Source organism: Rehaibacterium terrae (assembly GCF_014202935.1).
Lineage (GTDB): Bacteria > Pseudomonadota > Gammaproteobacteria > Xanthomonadales > Xanthomonadaceae > Rehaibacterium > Rehaibacterium terrae.
This window is the reverse complement of sequence record NZ_JACHHX010000008.1, coordinates 1-20,481: the sequence shown is the minus strand read 5'-3', so window position 1 is coordinate 20,481 and position 20,481 is coordinate 1. Positions and strand designations below refer to the sequence as shown.

Sequence of the window (20,481 nt, the reverse complement as noted above, 5' to 3'; positions counted from 1 at the left end):
CGGCGCTCAGTCCGCCGGCACGGTGCGCTCGCGCGCCCAGGCGCGCAGTGCCTCCACCTTCTCCGCCATCAGCACCGACAGCGGGCGGGTGCCGCCGATCTCCTCGAGCAGCAGCGCCTCGCTGACCGGCGAGGCGGCGGCGTGGGCGGCATACAGCGCGCCGACCACGCACTGCTCGATCTCGGCGCCGGAAAAGCCCGCCGAGGCATCGGCCAGGCTGATCAGCGAGAACGCGCCCCAGTCCACCTGCCGTTTCTCCAGATGGATGCGGAAGATCTCGGCGCGGGTGGCGGCGTCGGGCAGGTCGACGAAGAAGATCTCGTCGAAGCGGCCCTTGCGCAGCAGCTCGGGCGGCAGCTCGTGGACCTGGTTGGCGGTGGCGACGAGGAAGACTTTCGACTTTCTCTCCGCCATCCAGGTCAGCAGGTAGCCGAGCACGCGCCGCGACACGCCGCCGTCGCTGTCGCCGCTGCTGGCCAGGCCCTTCTCGATCTCGTCCATCCACAGCACGCAGGGGGCGAGCTGTTCGGCGGAGGCCAGCGCCTCGCGCAGGTTCTTTTCGGTTTCGCCGTGGTACTTGTTGTAGAGCGTGCCGAAGTCGAGCCGCAGCAGCGGCACCTTGAGGCCGCCGGCCACCGCCTTGGCCGCCAGCGACTTGCCGCAGCCCTGCACGCCGAGCAGCAGGATGCCGCGCGGCGGATCCAGCCCCGGCGGCGCGTCGCCGGCGAACACCACCCGGCGCTGTTCGACCCAGCGCTTGAGCCGCGTCAGGCCGGCGACATCGGCGAAGCGCGCGGTGTCGTATTCGAAATGCAGGTGGCCGCTGCGGTTGAGCAGCTCGAACTTGAGCCTGGCCAGCTTGGGCAGGTCGGCGGCGCCGATCGCGCCGTCGTCGTAGATCAGGTGGCGGGCGATGCGGCGGGCGTCGGTGAGGTTCAGGCCGCGCAGGTTGCGCACCATCGCCTTGACCGCCTCGCCGTCCATCTCCACCCGCCGCCCGCCGTGCTCGCGGGCGTAGACCATGGCCTCGTCGCGCACCATCTTCAGCAGCGCGTTCTCGTCCGGCAGGCGCGGCGAGAAGCGCACCGCCAGCGTTTCGAGTTCGGGCGGCAGCTCGACCCGGGCGCCGACCAGCACCAGCACGTGCTCGCCGCACTCGCGCCGCTGCACGATCTCGCGCAGCATCCGCTGGGTGGTGGCGTAGCCGAGGTAGGGGTGGAAGTCGAACAGCAGGTAGATGCCGCGCTGCTCGGCGGACTTGATCGCGCGCAGCGTGGTCGAGGCGTCCGGCGGCACCGGCTCGGCCTCCTCGCGGTCGAGGTCGACCCGGCGCATGCCTTCGGTGATCGACCAGCGGTACAAGGCCCGCCACACATGCATCAGCACGTGCCGGAACAGATCGACCACGCGCGCTTCGTCGGGCGTCTCGATGACGATCAGCGGGGTGTTGGCGCGTACGAGGGAGGCGAGGTCCTGCAGTTCGCTCATGGCGGCTCCGTCCGAAGGCCGCGCAACGATAGCAGAGGCGGCGCGCTGGCCGGTCATGGGCAGCCGGTGTAGAGTCCGCGCAGGTTCCGGAACGACAAGGCATGCCATGCGCAGGATCCTCGTTGCCAGTTCCAAGGGCGGTTGCGGCAAGACCACGATCGCCACGCATCTCGCCGCGCATTTCGCGGTGGAGGGAAAACGCACCGTGCTGGTCGATGCCGACCGTCAGGGCTCGGCGATGCACTGGTGCGAGCGGCGTGCCGGCCTGGACAGCGCCGTGCTGCCGGTGGACGGCACGCGCCGGCACTGGGACCGTGCGCTGCCCGGCGATGCCGAGGTGGCGGTGATCGATGGCCCGGCCGGGGCCATGGCGAAGGACCTGGAGCACTTCCTCGACGTTGCCGACGCGGTGCTGGTGCCGGTATTGCCCTCGGCGCTGGACATCGAGGCCACGGTGCCTTTTCTCGATTCGCTCGCCGAACACCCGCGGGTGCGCAAGGGCAGGCTGCCGGTCGCGCTGGTCGGCAACCGGCTCAAGCCCTGGACCCATGCCTCGCAGCAGGCGCTGGCGCAACTCAGGACCTGGCCGTATCCGCTGGCGGCCGAGCTGCGCGACAGCCAGGCCTATGTGCTGCTGGTCGGCCTGGGCAAGAGCCTGTTCGACTATCACTCCGAACAGGTGCGCAACCATCAGGCGGATTGGGCACCGTTGTTCCGCTGGCTCAAGCGGCACGGCTGAAGCGCCGGGCTCCCGGGTCCTGCGCCATAATCCGGCCGACCCCGCCACGCCGGACACCCCATGCGCGAATTGATCCTGTTGCGTCACGCCCATGCCGAGCCGGCCGCGCCGGGACAGGCCGACATCGACCGTCCGCTGTCATTGCGCGGGCACGCCGAAGCGGAGGCTGCCGGCCGCTGGCTGCAGGCACACGGCTTCCTGCCCGACCAGGTGGTGTGCTCGCCGGCGCGACGCACCCGCGAGACGGTCGAACGCGTGCTGCAAACGCTGGGCTTCGTCGATACGCGGCTGGACGAGCGCATCTACGAGGCCACGCCCGGCACCCTGATGGCGGTGGCCGAGGCCCATCGCGACATCGCGCGGGTGCTGCTGGTCGGCCACAATCCCGGCTTCGAGCAACTGTGCGCGCTGCTGAGCACCGGCCAGTCCGGCGACTGTCGCGGCATGCCGACCGCCGCCATCGCCGTGCTGCGGCTGCCGGCCGGGGCGCCGCTGGAGCCGGGCATCGCGCAACTGGCCGCCTACTGGTCGCCGTGAGGCCATGTCCGCGGGACTGACCGCCCTGCTGCTCGCGCTCGCGGCGCTGCCCGCGGCGGCGGCGGACCCGGAAGCCGATGGCGGACAGACCTACGGGCGGATCGACGCGGCGCGCTCGGAGGTCGGCTTCAGTGTGCGGCTGCGCTGGCTGCAGAAGATCGACGGCCGCTTCGCCCGGTTCGTCGGCCGCATTTCGCGGCTGCCCGGCGACCGGCGCCGGGTCGAGGTGGAGGTGGACGTGGCCAGCCTCGACGTGGAGGGGCGCGCCAATCTGACCGCGTGGGCGCTGTCCGAGGACTTCTTCGATGTCGCCAATTACCCGGTGATCGTCTTCGTCTCCGAGCCTTTCGACGCCGCGCTGGCACGCGACGGCGGCGCGCTGCGCGGCGAGCTGAGCCTGCGCGGCGTGACCCGCCGGGTCGGCTTCGAGCTGCTGCCCGCGGCCTGCGCGTCGCCCGGCCATGCCTGCGCCGTGCACGTGCGCGGCGTGGTCAGGCGCAGCGACTTCGGCATGGACGCCAACCGCTTCGCGGTGCAGGACCGGGTCAAGCTGGAATTGCAGGTGCGGCTGGCCGGGGCGGTGCAGTGAGTCCGCGGTGCACGGTGCTGGCCCTGATGCTGCTGGCGCTGGTCGGCTGCGGTCGGCTGCCGGTCAAGCAGCTCGACGAGGCCGAGCGTCTGGCCGGACAGGCGCGCCCGGAGATGGTGGAATGCGCACGCGACGATGCCTGCGCGATCGATTCCGCACTGTACGCGCTCGGCGAGCAGGCGCTGGCCGAGGCGACCGCGGAAGCGCCGGTGCACCGGGTACTGCTGCTGGAGGGCGGCGAGGACGCGCTGCTGGCGCGCATCCACCTGATCCGCAGCGCCCGGCGCAGCATCGAGCTGCAGAGCTTCATCTTCGCCGAGGACGACGCCGGCTTCTTCGTGCTCGGCGAGCTGCTCGACGCCGCCCGGCGCGGGGTGCGGGTGCGGGTGCTGCTGGACCAGCTTTTCAGCGTCGACGACACCCGGCTGCTGGCCGCACTGGCGACCGCACACGCCAACTTCGAGCTGCGCATGTACAACCCCACCTTCGGCAAGGCCAGCACCGGCCCGCTGGAGTTCGGCGCCGGCATCCTGTGCTGTTTTCGCCGCTTCAACCAGCGCATGCACACCAAGCTGCTGCTGGTCGACGGGCTGATCGGCATCACCGGCGGGCGCAACTACCAAAACCGCTACTTCGACTGGGACAGCGGCTACAACTACCGCGACCGCGACATCCTGGTGGCCGGGCCGGTGGGCGCGAAGATGCGCGCCGGCTTCGAGCTGTTCTGGACGCACGAGCGCAGCGTGCCGGTCGCCCGGCTCAACGACGTCGCCGCGCACCTGCTTGCCCACGGCGGCCCGCCGCCGCTGCTGCCGGCGCCGCGGCTCACCCGCGCCGGGCGCATCCTGCGGATCTCGCAGGCGGCGTCGGATCCGGAGGTCGTGCAGGCGCGTCTGATCGCGCCGTCGCTGGCGGTCGGTCGGGTCGATTACTACGTGGACCCGCCGCAGAAGCACGAGCGCGGCCGCGATCCGCTGTACGAGGAGATCTCGCACCGGCTGCAGTCGCTGGTGGCCGGCGCCGAGCATTCGGTGGTGCTGCAGACGCCCTATCTGGTGCTCTCGCGCGAGGCGCGGCAGACCTTCCGTGCGCTGCGCCGGCGCGAGAATGCGCCGGAGGTGCTGGTGTCCACCAACAGCCTGGCCGCGACCGATGCCTGGCCGGTGTACGCGCTCTCGCACAAGTACAAGCGCAGCTACCTGCGCGACCTGGGATTCGACATCCGCGAGTACAAGCCGTTTCCCGCCGACGCGCCGATCGATCTGGCCGCCACCGGCGCGCTCGATGCCGAGGTCGCCCCGTCCGGCGTGCCGCTGACCGATGCGCCGACCGCCTTCGGTTCCGGCGCGCGTGGCGGTTCGGGCGCGACCGGCTCCGGTTCGGGCTCGATGCGCGACGGGCCGTTGCCGCTGCGCCGCGCCGGGGTGCGGGTGGGCCTGCACGCCAAGTCGATCGTGATCGACGGCCGGGTCGGCATCGTCGGCACCCACAACTTCGACCCGCGCTCGGATCACTACAACACCGAGAATGCGGTGATCGTCCACGACGCCGCCTTTGCCGCCGCGCTGGAGCGGGTCATCCGCCACGACGCCCGCCCGGAGAATGCCTGGCTGATCGCCCGCCGGCCCAAGCCGCCGGTGCTGTCCGGGCTGGACTACTCCATCGGCAAGGCGTTCGAGAAGCTGCCGCTGTTCGATCTGTGGCCGCTGCGGTATGCCACCAGCTACGAGCTGGTCGAGGGCTGCCCGCCGGTACGCCCGGAGCACCCGCGTTTCGCCGAATGCTGGACCCCGGCCGGCGACTTCCCCGAGGTCGACCTGCGTCTGAAGGGTTTCTACACCCGCCTGGTGACCGCCTTCGGGGCCGGCTTGGCGCCGATCCTGTGAGGCCGGGCATCGGGAATGGGGTATCGGGAGCCGTCAAAAGCGAAAGGCCGGTGAGCGGCCGAGCGGCATGGCTCTCTCGATTTCCGGTTCCCCACTCCCGATTCCGGCATCGAGATTGACGATGCCGCCCCGCCCGGCCTAGGCTGGCGGTCTTTCCACCGGCTCCGCGGAACGCCCCCCATGACCCTCTCCCTCTCCATCGAGCTCTCCGAGCGCGACCTCGAACATTTCCACGCGGCGCAGCAGGCGGCGCGGCAGGCGGCCGGCAGCAAGGGCGCGGACGAGATCATCGCCGCGGCCAAGGCGCTGCTGAGCGGGGCCGGCAAGGTCCAGGTGCCGGATTTCATCGCCGAGCGGCTGGCGCAGCTCGACAACCTGATCGCCATGGTCAGCGACGAAGCCTGGGCCCTGCCCGAGGAGGACCGTCAGCGGGTGCTGTCGGCGCTGGTCTACTTCGCCGACCCCAAGGACATCATCCCCGACTCGGTGCCGGTGCTGGGCTACCTCGACGACGCGATCATGATCGAGCTGTGCGTGCGCGAACTGCAGCACGAGATCGACGCCTACGAGGACTTCTGCGACTACCGCGAGCGCGAGGCCAGGCGCCGCGGCCAGGACCCGGCGAGCGTGGGCCGCGCCGAGTGGCTGGCCGATCGCCGCGAGGAGCTGATCGACCGCATGCACAGCCGTCGCGAGCGCGACTTCGGTACCGGTTACGGCCGCAGCAGCGGCTACGGCCCGAGCGGCGGCTACGGCTCGCGCCGGCCGTACATCGGTTCGAGCTGGCGCCCGCGCAACTTCCCGCCGCTGTTCACCAAGTGACCCGGGCCGCCGGGCCGTTCCGGCCGGACGCGAGCCTCGATGCCGTGCGCGCGATGGCGCACGGCACCCTGCTCGAAGCGCTCGGCATCGAGATCGTCGAGCTCGGCCGCGACTTCATCCGCGGCACCCTGCCGGTCGACCAGCGCACCCGGCAGCCATTCGGCCTGCTGCACGGCGGCGCCTCGGTGGCGTTGGCCGAGACGCTCGGCAGCATCGCCGCCGGCCTGTGCATCGACCCCGCGCGGGAGATGGCGGTCGGGTTGGAGATCAACGCCAACCACGTGCGCGCCGTCACCGACGGCACGGTGACCGGCACCGCGCGGCCGCTGCACCTGGGCCGCAGCACCCAGGTCTGGGACATCCGCATCGAGGACGCGGCCGGCCGGCTGGTCTGCGTCTCGCGCCTGACCATCGCCGTGGTGCCCAGGCGCTGACCGCGACATGCGCCGGCGTCGGGATTCACCGCGCCGTGATGCTTGGGCGACAATGCCGATGATGTCCAAGCCCTCCGATCCCGCCCGCCGCAGCGACTGGCTGCGGCCGTTGCGCTACCTGGTCCGCGTGCCGCTGCTGCTGCTGCACCTGCTGGTGTCGCTGCCGCTGACGCTGCTGATGATCAACCCGCTCACCGCGCGCATCCGCCTGCGCGGCGAGCGGCTGGACCATCGCGCGATCCGTTGGTGGAGCCGGATGCTGCTGCGGGTGTTCGGCCTCCGCGTGCGCCGCTTCGGCGAGCCGCTGCCGGGGGCGGTGATGTTCGTCGCCAACCATGTCAGCTGGCTCGACATCACCCTGATGCACAGCCAGCGCATGATGGGCTTCGTCGCCAAGGCCGAGATCAGCCGCTGGCCGCTGGTCGGCTGGCTGGCCGGCCGCGCCGGCACCATCTATCACCACCGTGGCGACAACGCGTCGCTGCATGGCGTGATGCACCAGATGGTGGCGCGGCTGCAGGCGGGCGAGGCGGTGGGGGTGTTCCCGGAGGGACGCACCACCCGCGGCGATGCGGTCGGCACCTTCCACGCCCGCATCTTCCAGCCGGCGGTGGTGGCCGGCGTGCCTGCGCAGCCGGTGGCGTTGCGCTACGGCGAGGGCGGCGAGGCGCAGACGCGGGTCGCCTTCGCCGCCGGCGAGAGTTTCCTGGGCAACTTCCTGCGCCTGCTCGGCGAGCCGGGACGGGTGGCCGAGGTGCATTTCCTGCCGCCGGTGGCGGCGTCCGAGGACGGTCGCCGGCGCATGGCCGAGGCCTGCCGCGAACGCATCGTCGCGGCGATGGCGCGATAGGCGGCCGGGCCGCGGCCGGACGGGGCCGTCGCGTCCCTGCCGGAATCCCGGGGCGTGGAGCGTCGCGTGCCCGGGTTGCGCCGGGAGGATGATGCTTCGATGCTCTTCCCGATTCCCTTCCCGATTCCCGCCGCATGAGCGACCTGCACGCCGAAGACTATCGCCCGCCACGCTGGCTGCGCGACGCGCACGTGCAGTCCGTCCTCAGTTCCAGCCCATGGCGCCGCCGCCGCGGGCGGGCGCTGTTCGCCGCCACCGGCGCGGTGACGCGCGAGCTGATCCTGCCCGGCGGCGCCGACGTGCGCCTGCAGGGCTTCCACAGCACCGTTCCCGGCCGCGCGCCGCGCGCGCTGGCGGTGCTGTTCCACGGCTGGGAGGGCAGCGTCGAGTCCGGCTACCTGCTGCACACCGCGGCGCGCCTGCTGGCCGACGGCTTCGACGTGTTCCGGCTCAACTTCCGCGACCACGGCGACACCCACCACCTGAACCAGGACATCTTCCACTCCTGCCGGCTGGCGGAAGTGGTCCATGCCGTGAAGGCGCTCGGCGAGCGGTTCACGCCGCTGCCGCTGGTGGTGGCCGGCTATTCGCTGGGCGGCAACTTCGCCTTGCGGGTGGCGCGCGCCGCGCCGGCGGCCGGCATCCGGCTGCGTCACGCGGCGGCGGTGTGCCCGGTGATCGACCCGGCGGCGGGCATGGACGCGCTCGAACGCGGTCTGCCGCTGTACCACTGGTACTTCGCCCGCAAGTGGCGGCGTTCGCTGGAAAAGAAGCGGCGGCTGTTCGCCGCCCACCGCGACCTCGACGACCGCATCCTGTCGCTCGGCATCCGCGAGCTGACCGCGCACCTGGTCCGGCGCGGCGGCGAGTTTCCCAGCCTGGAGGCCTATTTCGACGGCTACTCGGTGGCCGGCGACCGGCTGGCCGAGCTGCAGGTGCCGGTGAGCATCCTGACCGCCGCCGACGACCCGGTGATACCGGTACACAGCTTCCACGGCCTGCGCCTGCCGGCGCATTCGCGGCTGGAGATCAGCCCGTGGGGCGGGCACTGCGGTTTCATCGAGGGTCTGCACCTGCGCGGTTTCGGCGAGCGCTGGGTGGTCGCGCGGCTGTCCGCCGCGCTGGCGGCGGCGTCCGAGCACGGCGGGCGGGCTACAATCGACGGCTCATTCACAGCTTCCTGAGTCGCGAGCCCATGCAGGACACCGTCATCGAGGCGCTCCGGCGCGGCGACCACGCCGCTGCCGCGGACGCCGCCCGCCGTCTGGCCGAGGCCGAGCCCGACAACGCCGAGGCGCATCACCTGCTGGGCCTGGCCCTGCGCGGGCTGGGCGAGCTCGAGGCCGCCCAGGCCTGCCTGGACCGCGCCGTCGCACTGGCACCGGACAATGCCGTCTTTCATGTCAGCCGCGCCCTGGGGGCGCTGCGCGAGGCCCGCCTCGACGCGGCCCAGGCCGCCCTGGGCGAGGCGATCAGGCTCGACCCGAACCAGCTGGCCGCCTACGTGACGCTGGCCCATCTGGCACTGGCCCGGCACGATCTCGACGAGGCCGAGCGTCAGCTCGGCCTGGCCCTGAGGGTGAATCCGGACCATCCCCACGCCCTGGTGGTGCAGGGCAACCTGGCGCTGGCGCGCGGCAATCAGGACGACGCCCTGCGCTGCATCTCGCGCGCCGCCCAGTTCGCGCCGGACGACCCGATGGTGCTGTCGGCGCTCGGTCTGGCCTATCTCGCCAAGGGCCACTTCGCCTTCGCCGAGCAGGCCCTGCGCAGGGGGCTGGAGAAGCAGCCCGGGGCGCGGCGGCTGCGCTGGGCGCTGATCGAATGCCTGCGCCGCCAGCGTCGCCCGCAGGATGCGCTGGCCGAGCTGCGCGTGCTCAACGAGGCCGATCCGGCCGATCCGGCCGCGGCGATGTTCCGCGCCGACCTCGCCTTGGCCTTGGGTCAGCGTGACGAGGCGGTCGCGGTCTGGCGCGAGCTGCTGCGCCGGGCGCCGGATCCGGCCGGGCTGCTGGAGCCCGTCCTGCGCGGGCTGGTCGATATCGGCTTGCCGGAGCAGGCGGTCGATGCGGTCGAGGAACTGCTCGCCCGCGACCCGGGCCGGGATGCCGTCTGGGCCGCGCGGCTGCAGCTCGCCGGCGGCAGCCGCGAAGCCTACCAGGCGCAGCTGGAGCGCTGGCTGCAGGCGTGCCCGGACAGTCTGTCCGCGCGCGAGCACCAGGCGCTTTTCCACGAAGCCATCGGCGAGCTGAGCCGTGCGGTCGAGCTGGCCGACGCGCTTCTGGCCCAGGCACCGGAGCGCGATGTGGCGCAGCAGATCAAGCTGCGCGCCGAGCTGCACGAGGCTCCCGCGGCAGCACTGGCGCGTGCCGATACCCTGCTCGGGCGCGCCGCCGACCCGCTGCTGCGGCGCATGCTGATGGGCTGGCGCGGCCTGGCCCTGGACCGGCTCGGCCGCTACGACGAAGCCGCCGCCTGCTGGGCCGGCATGGATCCGCTGCCGCAGCAGGGCGTGCAGCCACCGCCCGGCGTGGCCGACACGATCGAGAACCCGCCCGCCCCGGCGGAGGCGGCGCTGCCGCCGCCGCGTCTGCTCTGGGGCGCGCCCGGCAGCGCGCCGGAACGGGTCGCCGCGCTGCTCGGCTCCTCGCCCGACTGCCGTCTGCTCGGCGACCGCTTCGGGCCGCCGCAGCGTCCGGACGGGCTGTGGCCGTTCCGCCAGGACAACACCATGGTCACCGCCGCCGGCTGGCGCCGGCTGCTGGAGACCGGCGGCGTCGACCCCGACCGCGCCATCGACTGGCTGCCGCACTGGGACGCGCGCACCGTCGCGGCGATGCCCGAGGCGCGCCTGATCGCCTGCATCCGCGATCCGCGCGACATGCTGCTCAACTGGTGCGTGTACGGCTGCGTGCACCGCTTCGCCTTCCCGACCGCCCTGCATGCCGCCGACTGGCTGGCGCATGCCCTGGCGCCGCTGGCGCAGTGGATCGAGCGCGCGCCGGCGCAGGTGCAGGTGGTCCGCGGCGAGCGCCTGGATGCCGCGCCGGAGGCGGTCGCCGCCGAGCTGGCCGAGGCCCTCGGCTTGGCCGCGCGGCCGGACCCGCAGGCGATGACGGCGGTCGTCACCGGACTGGGTGGTCATGCCACGGCCTTCCCGGCCGGCCACTGGCGCCATTACGCGCAGGCCCTGGCCGAGCCGTTCGCGCGCCTGGAGGCGATCGCCGCGCGCCTGGGCTACTGAGCGCACTCCCGGACCGACCCGAAGCCCCGCAGGAGGAACGCCATGAAGATCCGCAGCGACAGCTTCCACGATGGCCAGCCGATCCCGGCCGAGTTCGCCTTCGGCAAGCCCGACGGCGCCGGCCGCATCGCGCTGTCCGCCAACCGCAGCCCGCACCTGGCCTGGGACGAGGTGCCGGCCGGCACGCGCAGTTTCGTCCTGTTGTGCATCGACCCGGACGTGCCGACCGTGCCGGAGACCGTCAACCGCGACGACGTGGTGATCCCGGCCGAGCAGCCGCGCGGCGAGTTCGTCCACTGGGTGATGGCCGACATCCCGGCCGACTGCCGTGAACTGGCCGCCGGCGCCTGTTCGGACGGCGTCACCCCGCGCGGCAAGCGGCAGCCGGAAGGGCCGGTGGGCAGTCGCCAGGGCCTGAACGACTACACCGGCTGGTTCGCCGGCGACGCCGACATGGGCGGCGACTACTTCGGCTATGACGGCCCCTGCCCGCCGTTCAACGACCAGCGGGTGCACCGCTACTTCTTCCGCCTGTACGCGCTGGACGTGCCCAGCCTCGGCCTGTCCGGCCGCTTCGGCCGTGCCGAGGTCGAGCGGGCGATGCAGGGCCACGTGCTGGCCGAGGCGGCCATCCACGGCACCTACACCACCAACGCGCGCCTGGCCGGCTGAAGCCGGCGCCGTGTCCCCGCGGGCGCCTCAGGCGCCCGCCGGCAACCCGAGCAGCAGGGCCGCGCCCAGCGCGATGCGGTACACCGCAAAGCCGGTGAAGCGGTGCGTCTTGATGTAGCCGAGCAGCCAGCGCACGGCGAGGAAGCCGGTGAGGGTGGCCGCCGCGAAAGCGATCGCCAGCGCCGCCCAGTCCTCGCCCTCGCCGCCCTCGGCCAGGTACTCGACGAAGGCGAAGCCGCTGGCCGCGAACATGGTCGGGATGCCGACCAGGAAGCAGAACTCGGTCGCCGCCGGGCGCCGGGTCAGCCCGGCCAGCATGGCCACGAAGATGGTGGCGGCCGAACGCGAGGTGCCCGGGAACACGCCCGCCACCACCTGCGCCAGACCGACCAGCACCACCACCGTCCAGGTCAGCCCGCGCTCCGGCCGGCGCTCGGCCAGGCGCTCGGCCAGCAGCATCCAGACCCCGCCGAGGATCAGCGCCCAGGCCACCGGCGTCACCGTCTCGGGCAGCTTCCAGCCCAGCAGCCGCACCGGGATGCCGACCGCCGCGGTCACCGCGAACGCGGCCGCGACCTTGAGCACGAACTCGCGGTTTTCCCGCTCGCCCAGTCCGAACGCCAGCGCCAGCAGCCGCTGCCGGTAGACCAGGCAGATGGCGAGGATGGCGCCGGCCTGGATGACGATGTTGAACAGGTCCGAGCGCGCGCCCAGCCAGTGCTGGGCGATCAGCAGGTGGCCGGTGCTGGAGATCGGCAGGAACTCGGTGATGCCTTCGATGAGGCCCAGCAGCAGGGCGGTGAGCAGGTCGTTCACGGGCGGCGTCTTGTGGGTGAGCGGGCAAGGATACGGGATCGGCGGAACGGCGCCTGCGGGCGTTGTGCACCTGATCGGTGCAATTCTCGTGGAGAAATGCACCTTGATGGACGCGCCGCCGCTGCGGGCGCCGCGCGCAGGCAATGAAATCAGACGCTTGCGATGATCTCGGCACTGGCACGCCGTTTGCTCCGGACAGGGCGGTCCATCACCCGCACCCGGAATCGCCATGTCCCTCGAACACGTCGAAAAACTCATCAAGGATCACGCCATCGAATTCGTCGACCTGCGGTTCGTCGACATGCGCGGCGTGCAGCACCACGTCACCTTCCCGGCCAGCATCGTCGAGCCCGGCCTGTTCGAGGAGGGCAAGATGTTCGACGGCTCCTCGATCGCCGGCTGGAAGGGCATCAACGAGTCCGACATGGTGCTGCTGCCGGATGCGTCGACCGCCTTCGTCGACCCGTTCATGGCCGACCCGACCCTGGTCATGGTCTGCGACATCCTCGACCCGGCCACCATGCAGGCCTACTCGCGCGACCCGCGCGGCGTCGCCAAGCGCGCCGAGGCCTACCTCAAGGCCAGCGGCATCGCCGACCAGGCCTTCTTCGGCCCGGAGCCGGAGTTCTTCATCTTCGATTCGGTGCGCTGGGCCAACGACATGGGCCACACCTTCTTCGAGATCGACTCCGAAGAGGCGGCATGGAACTCGAAGAAGAAGTACGAGGGCGGCAACAGCGGCTACCGGCCTGGCGTGAAGGGCGGCTACTTCCCGGTCGCGCCGACCGATTCGCTGCACGACCTGCGCGCCGAGATGTGTAAAGTGCTCACCAGCCTCGGCATCGAGGTCGAGGTGCACCACCACGAGGTCGCCAACGCCGGCCAGTGCGAGATCGGCACCCGCTTCAACTCGCTGGTGAAGAAGGCCGACGAGCTGCTGACGATGAAGTACGTCATCAGGAACGTCGCCCACCGCAACGGCCGCACCGTCACCTTCATGCCCAAGCCGATCGTCGGCGACAACGGCAGCGGCATGCACGTGCACCAGTCGCTCGCCAAGGGCGGCCAGAACCTGTTCATGGGCGAGGGCTACGGCGGCCTGAGCCAGCTGGCGCTGTGGTACATCGGCGGCATCTTCAAGCACGCCCGCGCCATCAATGCCTTCACCAATTCCACCACCAACAGCTACAAGCGCCTGGTGCCGGGTTTCGAGGCGCCGGTGATGCTGGCCTACTCGGCGCGCAACCGCTCGGCGAGCTGCCGCATCCCGTTCGTCACCAACCCCAAGGCGCGCCGCATCGAGATCCGCTTCCCCGACCCGATGCAGTCCGGCTACCTCACCTTCGCCGCGCTGATGATGGCGGGCCTGGACGGCATCAGGAACAAGATCGACCCCGGCGCGCCGATGGACAAGGACCTGTACGACCTGCCGCCGGAAGAGGAGAAGGGCATTCCGACCGTCTGCCATTCGCTCGACCAGGCGCTGGAAGCGCTCGACAAGGACCGCGAGTTCCTCACCGCCGGCGGCGTCTTCAGCGACGACTTCATCGACGGCTACATCGCGCTGAAGATGCAGGAGGTCACCAGGTTCCGCGCCGCGACCCACCCGCTCGAGTACCAGCTGTACTACGCGCTCTGATCTGCGCGTGCCACGATGACGACGAAACGGCCCGGGCGACCGGGCCGTTTTCGCATCCCGGCCGCCTGCGGAACACGGGCGTCGTGGCAGCGGCTTCGTCAGCATCGGTTGCGCCCAGTTCCGCACTACAATGGTGCAATGCCCGATAGCCCCGCCCTGGAAGCGCTGGCCACGCCGGTCGCCTGGACCGATGGCGACGGGCGGCTGACCGGCTGCAATCCGGCCTTCGCCCGCTGGTTGGGGGTGAGTGCGCGGCGACTGGTCGGGCAAACCCTGGACGAGCTCGATGCCGAGGACGGCCGGCTGGCCGATCTGGCGGCCCGGCTGGATGAGGGGGATGCCGCCGTGCTGGTGCGACGGACCCGGATGCGCTCGCCGGCCGGCAGCGAGCATTTCGCCGACCTGTGGCTGAGCCGCGAGGCCGACGGCGGCCTGCGGCTGGAGGCGCATGCCACCGAGGAATTCCCCGGCGAGGATCCGGCCACGCTGCTGCCGGCCGCGCTGTCGGCGGCGCTGAAAGGGCTGGCGCACGAGATCCGCAACCCGCTGGCCGGCCTCAAGGGCGCCGCGCAGCTGCTGGCGCGGCGCAGCGAGGACGCGAATTCGCGCGAGCTGATCGACCTGTTGCGGGCCGAGGTCGAGCGGCTCGAAGCGCTGGTCGAACGCCTGCTCAACCCGGCGCCGCCGCGCGCGCTGGCGCCGCTCAACATCCACGCCGTGCTCGAGCGCGTGCGCCTGCTCGCCGATGCCGAGGCCGGCTGGGCGGTGAAGATCGAGCGCGACTACGACCCCAGCCTGCCCGAGCTGCGGGGCGATGCCGACCGGCTCACCCAGGCCTTGTGGAACCTGGTGCGCAACGCGCTCGAATCCGGCGCCGGCAGCGTCACGCTGCGCAGCCGCGCCGAGCATCACGTGCTGATCGGCGACGTGGCGCACCGGCTGGCGATCCGCGTCGAGATCGCCGACGACGGCCGTGGCGTGCCGGAAGAACTCGCCGAGCGCATCTTCCTGCCGCTGGTCAGCGGCCGCGCCGAGGGCACGGGCCTGGGGCTGCCGCTGGCGCAGCAGGTGGCGCGCGAGCACGGCGGCTCGCTCGGCTACCGCTCGCGGCCGGGGCATACCGTGTTCACGCTGCTGTTGCCGTGTTTGCCGCCCGAGCATGAGGCCAGCGAGGCCGCGACAGCCGATGCGTCGGCACAGGCCGGGGAAGGATGATTCCGTGATGTCCCGCTCGGCCGGCATGATCTGGGTCGTCGACGACGACCGCAGCGTGCGCTTCGTGCTCAGCGAGGCGCTGCGCGACGCCGGCTGGCGCGTGCAGGGTTTCGACAGCGCGCAGGCCGCGCTCGACGCGCTGGCGGCCGGCGCGACGCCCGCCCTGGTCTATACCGACGTGCGCATGCCCGGCCTCGACGGCCTGCGCTTCCTCGACGCGCTCAAGGCCAAGCGCCCCGGGCTGCCGGTGATCGTGATGTCGGCCTGGACCGACATCGCCTCGACCGCCGGCGCGTTCCGCGGCGGCGCACACGAATTCCTGTCCAAGCCGTTCGATCTCGACGCGGCGGTGGCCTTGGCGGCGCGCGCGTTGCCGCCCGGTGAGGCGGCGGACGACGACGCGCAGGCCGAGCGTGCGCGCGCCGACGACGATCCATTGATCGGCGACACCCCGGCGATGCGCGAACTGTTCCGCGCCATCGGCCGCCTCGCGCAGGCGCCGCTGTCGGTGCTGATCACCGGCGAAACCGGCACCGGCAAGGAGCTGGTGGCGCGCGCGCTGCACCGCGAGTCGCCGCGCGCGCAGCGGCCCTTCGTCGCGCTCAACACCGCCGCGATTCCGGCCGAGCTGCTGGAGAGCGAGCTGTTCGGTCACGAGGCCGGAGCCTTCACCGGCGCCACCAAGCGCCACATCGGCCGCTTCGAGCAGGCCGACGGCGGCACCCTGTTCCTCGACGAGATCGGCGACATGCCGGCGCCGCTGCAGACGCGGCTGCTGCGCGTGCTGGCCGAGGGCGAGTTCTTCCGCGTCGGCGGGCGCGAGCTGATCTCGGTGGACGTGCGCGTCATCGCCGCCACCCACCAGGACCTGGACCGGGCCGTCGCCGAGGGCCGCTTCCGCGCCGACCTGCTGCACCGGCTCGACGTGGTGCGGCTTCGGTTGCCGCCGCTGCGCGAGCGCCGCGCCGACATCCCGGCGCTGGCGGCGCGCTTCCTCGCCCAGGCCAGCGCGAAACTCGGCGCGCCGGCCAAGCGTTTCGACAAGGAGGCGTTGCGCCGGCTCGACGCCCACGACTGGCCCGGCAACGTGCGCGAGCTGGAGAACTTGTGCTGGCGGTTGGCCGCGCTGGCGCCGGGCGACACCATCGGCGCCGCCGATCTGGCCGGCGCGCTCCGCGAGGCCGCCACGGCGCGGGCCCACGACTGGACCGCCGCGCTCGCCGACTGGGCGCGCGCCGGCCTCGCCGAAGGCCGCACCGGCCTGCACGCGCAGGCGCGCGAACTGCTCGACCGCACCCTGCTCGAAACCGCGCTGGAACACACCGGCGGCCACCGCCAGCGGGCCGCCGAGCGGCTCGGCCTCGGCCGCAACACCCTCACCCGCAAACTCGGCGCCAGCCGCACGCGCAAACGCTGAATCGAGGGTGCCGCGTCTTCGCGCGGGAACGGACGGGAGTTCGGTGAAGCGACGGCAGCAGGCAGTATCGACGACAGCCAACGACCCCCTCACGCGACACCATGACCACCGACATCCACATCCGCCCCGCCACCGCCGACGACATCGCGCTGCTCGCCGACTGGGCCTGCGCGATGGCGCTGGAGACCGAACACAAGCGGCTCGACCCGGACACCGTGCGGCGCGGCATCCGCAGCGTGATCGAACAGCCGGCGCGCGGCCGCTATTTCGTCGCCGAGCGCGAAGTGGCATTCGCCGGGCGCGAACTCGCACGGGTGCCGGCCGGCACGCTCATGCTCACCTACGAGTGGAGCGACTGGCGCTGCGGCGACTGGTGGTGGATCCAGAGCGTGTACGTCACCCCCGAGCACCGCCGTCACGGCGTGTTCGCCGCGCTGTACCGGCACGTGCACGGGCTGGCCGAGGCCGCCGGCGAGGCGGTGTGCGGCCTGCGCCTGTACGTGGAGAAGCAGAACCTCGCCGCGCAGCGCACCTACGCATCGCTCGGCATGGGCGACGCCGGCTATCTCATGTACGAGGCCGGGATGCCCTGGCTGGCGAAGGTGGTGAAGTAGCCGCGGCTTGCGCCATCAGCCTTCGGCAGACGACCGCGTCGTTCCTGCAGCAGAACGCGAGAATCAACCGCGCAGCAGCGCGCGCGGGTCGTGGCCGGCGGGGGCGTGGTCGAACACCACCGCGATGCCGTGTGCGGCCAGCACCGCGGCGAACTGGCGCTGGCGCATGGTGAACTGGTCGAAGGCATGCGGCATCCGCTCGGCGTCGATGCCGGCCGGCGCGAAGCCGCCCTCGGCCCAGGCGTCGATGTCGAGCATGGCGAAGCGCACCTGTTGCGCCGCGTAGCGCGCCAGCGGCTCGGGCGGCGCGTCGAGCCATTCCTCGCCCTCGGGCGCGAGCAGGGCGGCCTCGATCAGCGGCCACAGCGGCTTCAGGCCGGCGTGCTCGTACTGCACGGCGGTGAGCGCGCACAGGTCGTGCACGGTGAGGTAGCGGGCATGCTCGACCTGCGCGCCGAACGCGGTCTGCGCGTACAGCGCGGTGTCGGCGCCGGCCATGCCGGTGTCGAGCAGGCGTTCCTCGAAGGCATGGCCGACGGTCGTGGCGATGGCCTCGTCGCCGACGGCGACGAAGGGCAGCAGGCGCAGCGGCCCGCCGACGAGGTTCTCGTCCGGCGCGAGCACCTCGGGCAACCGGCCGTCGTGGCTGCCGAATGCGATCACCCGCGCCTCGTCGCGACGGCCTGGGGCGCCCTGCGCCAGTTCCACCAGCCCGGCGTGACGCGGCCAGCCCGGCCGCAGCAGTTCGGCCGGGTCGAAGTGCGCGGCGACGAAAGCCAGGTCGAGCGCGGCGACTTCGGGCACGAGCTTGAGCAGGTCACTCGCCACCAGCGCGCCGAGTTCGCGCGCCTGGTCCTGCGGCAGCGCGAGTCGGCCGGCCAGGGCGCCGGGCGTGAGTTCGAGGGCGAGGGCGCCGAAGCAGCTCAGGCGGGTGTCGGACATGCACGTGCGAGGCGGCGATGAAGGGCGGCGAGTGTAGCATTGGCCCTCTTTCCACTCGGCCCGCGCCGCCCGCCGTGAACGCCTTGCGACGCCATTGGCGCGACTTCGTCGAACAGTTCCTCGCGCCCGGTCTGCCGCTGCTGTTGCCGCATGTGGCGAGCCAGCGCCTGTTGCGCCGGTGCGCGCGCGGGCCCTTGTTCGCCGAGGGCGTGGAGGCGGTGACTGCTGCCGCGCTGGCCGCTGGCGTGGCCGCCGGGCAGGCGGACTTCGAGTGGCGGCAGCGGACCGCGCGCCTGCTCGACATGGGCGACGCGCTCGGCCGCGCCCGCTTTGCGCGGCCGCCGCTGGATGTCGAGGGCGACTGGCCGGCACCGGGCACGCCGTTCGTCGCGCTGTCGTTCCACTTCGGCACTGGGCTGGTGGGACTGGCGCACCTGCGCCGGCACGGCACGCCGGTGGCCTTCGTGTCGCGGCCGCACCGGCGCGCCGACTACGGCGCGCATCCGCTGCGCTGGTGGGGCGCGCGGGCGCGGCTGGCCGGCATCGCCGCCGCCTGCGGCGCGCCGGTGGTGTTCACCGGCGGCAGCTACGCGGTACTGCGCGAGCGGCTCGCCGCGGGGACGGCGGTGTGCGGGCTTATCGACACGCCGCTGCCGCCAGGCCGCGGCGCGCTCGCGGCGGAGCTTCACGGCCGTCGCGTCGGCCTGCCGGGCGGCCTGATCCGCCTGGCGCGCGAGGCCGGCGTGCCGGTGGTGGTGTTCTCGGTCACGCCCGATCTCGACAGCGGCCGCCGCCGGCTGCGCATCGAGCCGGCGCTGCCGGCTGACGACGCGGCCGCCGTCGTCGCGCTCGCCGCGCGCCACCTCGATGCGCGCCTGCGCGAGGCGCCGGCCTGCTGGTACTTCTGGCACGAACTGCACGCACTGGAGCACGCGCTCGGGCCGGACGCGCTATCCTCCCCGGCAGTGCCGCCAGCGAAGTTCTCCGACCCATGAGCAGCCGTCCTGTCCGCCGCGTCGCCGTCCTCGGCGGCGTCCGCATCCCCTTCTGCCGCAACAACACCGCCTACGCCGACGTCGGCAACCTGGGCATGTCGATCCGCACGCTCGGCGCGCTGGTCGAGCGCTTCGGGCTGCACGGCCAGGTGCTGGGCGAAGTGGCGATGGGCGCGGTGCTCAAGCACTCCTCGGACTGGAACCTCGGTCGCGAGGCGGCACTGTCCTCGGGCCTGTCGCCGCTGACCCCGGGCATCACCCTGCAACGCGCCTGCGGCACCTCGCTCGATACCGTCATCCACGTCGCCAACAAGATCGCGCTCGGCCAGATCGAGGCCGGTATCGGCGGCGGCTCGGACACCACCTCCGACGTGCCGATCGTGGTCAGCAAGTCGCTGCGCCGGCGCCTGCTCGACGCCAACATGGGCCGGACCTTCGGCGAGAAGCTGCGTGCCTTCAGGGGCTTCCGTCCGCGCGAGCTGATGCCGGAGTTCCCTGGCGTGGCCGAACCACGCACCGGCAAGTCGATGGGCGAGCATTGCGAGCTGATGGCGAAGGAATGGAGCATTGCCCGCGAGTCGCAGGACGAGCTGGCGCTGGCCTCGCACAAGAAGGCCGCCGCGGCCTACGAGCGCGGCTTCTACAAGGATCTGGTGGTGAGCTTCCGTGGCGTCGAGCGCGACAACATCCTGCGCCCCGACACTACGCTGGAAAAGCTCGCTGCGCTCAAGCCGGCCTTCGACCGGACCTCGGGTCAGGGCACGCTCACCGCCGGCAATTCCACTCCGCTCACCGACGGCGCCGCGGCCGCGCTGCTGGCCAGCGAGGACTGGGCCAACGCGCATGGCCACGAGCCGCTGGCGTGGTTCCGTGACGCCCAGGTGGCGGCGGTCGATTTCGTCCATGGCGAAGGCCTGCTGATGGCGCCGGCCTGGGCGGTGGCGCAGTTGCTGCAGCGCAACGGCCTGACGCTGCAGGACTTCGACTTCTACGAGATTCACGAGGCCTTCGCCGCGCAGGTGCTGTGCACGCTGCGGGCGTGGGAGAGCGAGTCGTTCTGCAAGGACAGGCTCGGCCTGGACAAGCCGCTGGGCGCGATCGACCGCGACAGGCTCAACGTGGCCGGCTCCTCGCTGGCGCTGGGCCACCCCTTCGCCGCCACCGGTGCGCGCATCGTCGCCACCGCCGCCAAGCTGCTCAAGGAGAAGGGCTCGGGCCGTGCGCTGATCTCGATCTGCACCGCCGGCGGCATGGGCGTGGCGGCGATTCTGGAGCGCTGAGCGGCGGCGCGTTCGTCGTGATCGAGCCGGCGCTACGCGCCGGGGGTTTCGTGCGCTTGCGGCTTCTCGCGATCTGGCCGGCGCGTTGCGCCGGGGGTTCCGTCCGCCTGCCGGCGGCCGGGTTACTTTTCTTTGCTTGCCCAACGCGGCTTCGGACGGTGCCCCGCGAGCACACATCCCTGTGGCGCCCGCCGGCCAGCACATCCGTGTGCTGGCGCTCGCCGGGGCGAAGCCGTGCTTCGCCTTATCCGGCTCGCCCCCGGAGCGGCGCCTTTCGGACATCCTGTCCTCCGGGTACGCGG

The 20,481-nt window shown here is 72.2% G+C and carries 19 protein-coding genes; 16 read left to right on the top strand and 3 right to left on the bottom strand.

Annotated features, from left to right (window positions below; all coding sequences use genetic code 11):
• Window positions 1-6: 6 nt before the first annotated feature.
• The gene (locus tag HNQ58_RS06910) at window positions 7-1,488 is read right to left on the bottom strand and encodes an AAA family ATPase (protein ID WP_183948179.1); all 1,482 of its coding nucleotides are present in this window, start codon (window positions 1,486-1,488) and stop codon (window positions 7-9) included.
• Between the two features lie 106 nt (window positions 1,489-1,594).
• Between HNQ58_RS06910 and HNQ58_RS06905 the strand changes: the two genes are divergently transcribed.
• The 10 genes from HNQ58_RS06905 (at window position 1,595) to HNQ58_RS06860 (ending at window position 11,261) form a co-directional block, all read left to right on the top strand.
• Window positions 1,595-2,227 carry a ParA family protein gene (locus tag HNQ58_RS06905; protein WP_183948178.1) on the top strand — a complete coding sequence of 211 codons (633 nt, stop codon included), beginning with the start codon at window positions 1,595-1,597 and terminating at the stop codon, window positions 2,225-2,227.
• Between the two features lie 60 nt (window positions 2,228-2,287).
• Window positions 2,288-2,764, top strand: coding sequence for a SixA phosphatase family protein (locus HNQ58_RS06900; protein ID WP_183948177.1), 477 nt, complete (start codon window positions 2,288-2,290; stop codon window positions 2,762-2,764).
• Between the two features lie 4 nt (window positions 2,765-2,768).
• Window positions 2,769-3,353 (top strand): YceI family protein, encoded by a 585-nt coding sequence (locus tag HNQ58_RS06895; RefSeq protein ID WP_183948176.1) that lies wholly within the window; start codon window positions 2,769-2,771, stop codon window positions 3,351-3,353.
• A gap of 14 nt (window positions 3,354-3,367) precedes the next feature.
• Complete coding sequence (locus tag HNQ58_RS06890) at window positions 3,368-5,239, top strand: phospholipase D family protein (protein ID WP_343057224.1); 1,872 nt, start codon at window positions 3,368-3,370, stop codon at window positions 5,237-5,239.
• Between the two features lie 180 nt (window positions 5,240-5,419).
• Window positions 5,420-6,061, top strand: coding sequence for a YkvA family protein (locus HNQ58_RS06885; protein ID WP_183948174.1), 642 nt, complete (start codon window positions 5,420-5,422; stop codon window positions 6,059-6,061).
• Window positions 6,062-6,114: 53 nt separating this feature from the next.
• A complete protein-coding gene (locus HNQ58_RS06880; RefSeq protein WP_183948264.1) occupies window positions 6,115-6,495 on the top strand; it encodes a hotdog fold thioesterase in 381 nt (126 codons plus the stop codon).
• Window positions 6,496-6,556: 61 nt separating this feature from the next.
• Window positions 6,557-7,345, top strand: coding sequence for a lysophospholipid acyltransferase family protein (locus HNQ58_RS06875; RefSeq protein WP_183948173.1), 789 nt, complete (start codon window positions 6,557-6,559; stop codon window positions 7,343-7,345).
• Window positions 7,346-7,479: 134 nt separating this feature from the next.
• On the top strand, window positions 7,480-8,529 hold the full coding sequence (locus HNQ58_RS06870) for a YheT family hydrolase (protein ID WP_183948172.1): 1,050 nt from the start codon (window positions 7,480-7,482) through the stop codon (window positions 8,527-8,529).
• A gap of 11 nt (window positions 8,530-8,540) precedes the next feature.
• Window positions 8,541-10,589, top strand: a complete 2,049-nt coding sequence (locus HNQ58_RS06865; protein WP_183948171.1) for a tetratricopeptide repeat protein — start codon at window positions 8,541-8,543, stop codon at window positions 10,587-10,589.
• A gap of 42 nt (window positions 10,590-10,631) precedes the next feature.
• Window positions 10,632-11,261: a YbhB/YbcL family Raf kinase inhibitor-like protein gene (locus tag HNQ58_RS06860; protein WP_183948170.1), complete on the top strand. Its 630-nt coding sequence runs from the start codon at window positions 10,632-10,634 to the stop codon at window positions 11,259-11,261.
• Between the two features lie 27 nt (window positions 11,262-11,288).
• Here HNQ58_RS06860 and HNQ58_RS06855 read toward each other — a convergent pair whose 3' ends face one another.
• Window positions 11,289-12,077, bottom strand: a complete 789-nt coding sequence (locus tag HNQ58_RS06855; RefSeq protein ID WP_183948169.1) for an undecaprenyl-diphosphate phosphatase — start codon at window positions 12,075-12,077, stop codon at window positions 11,289-11,291.
• Between the two features lie 229 nt (window positions 12,078-12,306).
• Here HNQ58_RS06855 and glnA point away from each other — a divergent pair, with 229 nt between their 5' ends.
• The 4 genes from glnA (at window position 12,307) to HNQ58_RS06835 (ending at window position 16,962) form a co-directional block, all read left to right on the top strand.
• On the top strand, window positions 12,307-13,716 hold the full coding sequence (gene glnA, locus HNQ58_RS06850) for a type I glutamate--ammonia ligase (RefSeq protein WP_183948168.1): 1,410 nt from the start codon (window positions 12,307-12,309) through the stop codon (window positions 13,714-13,716).
• 138 nt (window positions 13,717-13,854) lie between these two features.
• Entirely contained in the window at window positions 13,855-14,931 is a 1,077-nt protein-coding gene (locus HNQ58_RS06845) for a two-component system sensor histidine kinase NtrB (protein WP_183948167.1), read from the top strand.
• Window positions 14,932-14,938: 7 nt separating this feature from the next.
• Window positions 14,939-16,348, top strand: a complete 1,410-nt coding sequence (gene ntrC / locus HNQ58_RS06840) for a nitrogen regulation protein NR(I) (RefSeq protein WP_183948166.1) — start codon at window positions 14,939-14,941, stop codon at window positions 16,346-16,348.
• A gap of 101 nt (window positions 16,349-16,449) precedes the next feature.
• Window positions 16,450-16,962 (top strand): GNAT family N-acetyltransferase, encoded by a 513-nt coding sequence (locus HNQ58_RS06835; protein WP_183948165.1) that lies wholly within the window; start codon window positions 16,450-16,452, stop codon window positions 16,960-16,962.
• A 63-nt stretch (window positions 16,963-17,025) separates the two neighbouring features.
• On the opposite strand, the gene HNQ58_RS06830 is transcribed toward HNQ58_RS06835, so the two are convergent.
• Window positions 17,026-17,904, bottom strand: coding sequence for a hypothetical protein (locus tag HNQ58_RS06830; RefSeq protein ID WP_183948164.1), 879 nt, complete (start codon window positions 17,902-17,904; stop codon window positions 17,026-17,028).
• Between the two features lie 74 nt (window positions 17,905-17,978).
• Between HNQ58_RS06830 and HNQ58_RS06825 the strand changes: the two genes are divergently transcribed.
• Window positions 17,979-18,899, top strand: coding sequence for a lysophospholipid acyltransferase family protein (locus tag HNQ58_RS06825; RefSeq protein ID WP_183948163.1), 921 nt, complete (start codon window positions 17,979-17,981; stop codon window positions 18,897-18,899).
• On the top strand, window positions 18,896-20,179 hold the full coding sequence (locus HNQ58_RS06820; RefSeq protein WP_183948162.1) for an acetyl-CoA C-acetyltransferase: 1,284 nt from the start codon (window positions 18,896-18,898) through the stop codon (window positions 20,177-20,179). The genes HNQ58_RS06825 and HNQ58_RS06820 overlap by 4 nt, the downstream gene beginning before the upstream one ends.
• The last annotated feature ends 302 nt before the right edge of the window (window positions 20,180-20,481 follow it).

What these genes read in the sequence shown, in the direction of transcription:
- HNQ58_RS06910 (WP_183948179.1), bottom strand. Translation starts at nt 1,488, where the DNA reads ATGAGCGAACTGCAGGACCTCGCCTCCCTCGTACGCGCCAACACCCCG.
- HNQ58_RS06905 (WP_183948178.1), top strand. Translation starts at nt 1,595, where the DNA reads ATGCGCAGGATCCTCGTTGCCAGTTCCAAGGGCGGTTGCGGCAAGACC.
- HNQ58_RS06900 (WP_183948177.1), top strand. Translation starts at nt 2,288, where the DNA reads ATGCGCGAATTGATCCTGTTGCGTCACGCCCATGCCGAGCCGGCCGCG.
- HNQ58_RS06895 (WP_183948176.1), top strand. Translation starts at nt 2,769, where the DNA reads ATGTCCGCGGGACTGACCGCCCTGCTGCTCGCGCTCGCGGCGCTGCCC.
- HNQ58_RS06885 (WP_183948174.1), top strand. Translation starts at nt 5,420, where the DNA reads ATGACCCTCTCCCTCTCCATCGAGCTCTCCGAGCGCGACCTCGAACAT.
- HNQ58_RS06880 (WP_183948264.1), top strand. Translation starts at nt 6,115, where the DNA reads ATGGCGCACGGCACCCTGCTCGAAGCGCTCGGCATCGAGATCGTCGAG.
- HNQ58_RS06875 (WP_183948173.1), top strand. Translation starts at nt 6,557, where the DNA reads ATGTCCAAGCCCTCCGATCCCGCCCGCCGCAGCGACTGGCTGCGGCCG.
- HNQ58_RS06870 (WP_183948172.1), top strand. Translation starts at nt 7,480, where the DNA reads ATGAGCGACCTGCACGCCGAAGACTATCGCCCGCCACGCTGGCTGCGC.
- HNQ58_RS06865 (WP_183948171.1), top strand. Translation starts at nt 8,541, where the DNA reads ATGCAGGACACCGTCATCGAGGCGCTCCGGCGCGGCGACCACGCCGCT.
- HNQ58_RS06860 (WP_183948170.1), top strand. Translation starts at nt 10,632, where the DNA reads ATGAAGATCCGCAGCGACAGCTTCCACGATGGCCAGCCGATCCCGGCC.
- glnA (WP_183948168.1), top strand. Translation starts at nt 12,307, where the DNA reads ATGTCCCTCGAACACGTCGAAAAACTCATCAAGGATCACGCCATCGAA.
- HNQ58_RS06845 (WP_183948167.1), top strand. Translation starts at nt 13,855, where the DNA reads ATGCCCGATAGCCCCGCCCTGGAAGCGCTGGCCACGCCGGTCGCCTGG.
- ntrC (WP_183948166.1), top strand. Translation starts at nt 14,939, where the DNA reads ATGTCCCGCTCGGCCGGCATGATCTGGGTCGTCGACGACGACCGCAGC.
- HNQ58_RS06835 (WP_183948165.1), top strand. Translation starts at nt 16,450, where the DNA reads ATGACCACCGACATCCACATCCGCCCCGCCACCGCCGACGACATCGCG.
- HNQ58_RS06830 (WP_183948164.1), bottom strand. Translation starts at nt 17,904, where the DNA reads ATGTCCGACACCCGCCTGAGCTGCTTCGGCGCCCTCGCCCTCGAACTC.
- HNQ58_RS06820 (WP_183948162.1), top strand. Translation starts at nt 18,896, where the DNA reads ATGAGCAGCCGTCCTGTCCGCCGCGTCGCCGTCCTCGGCGGCGTCCGC.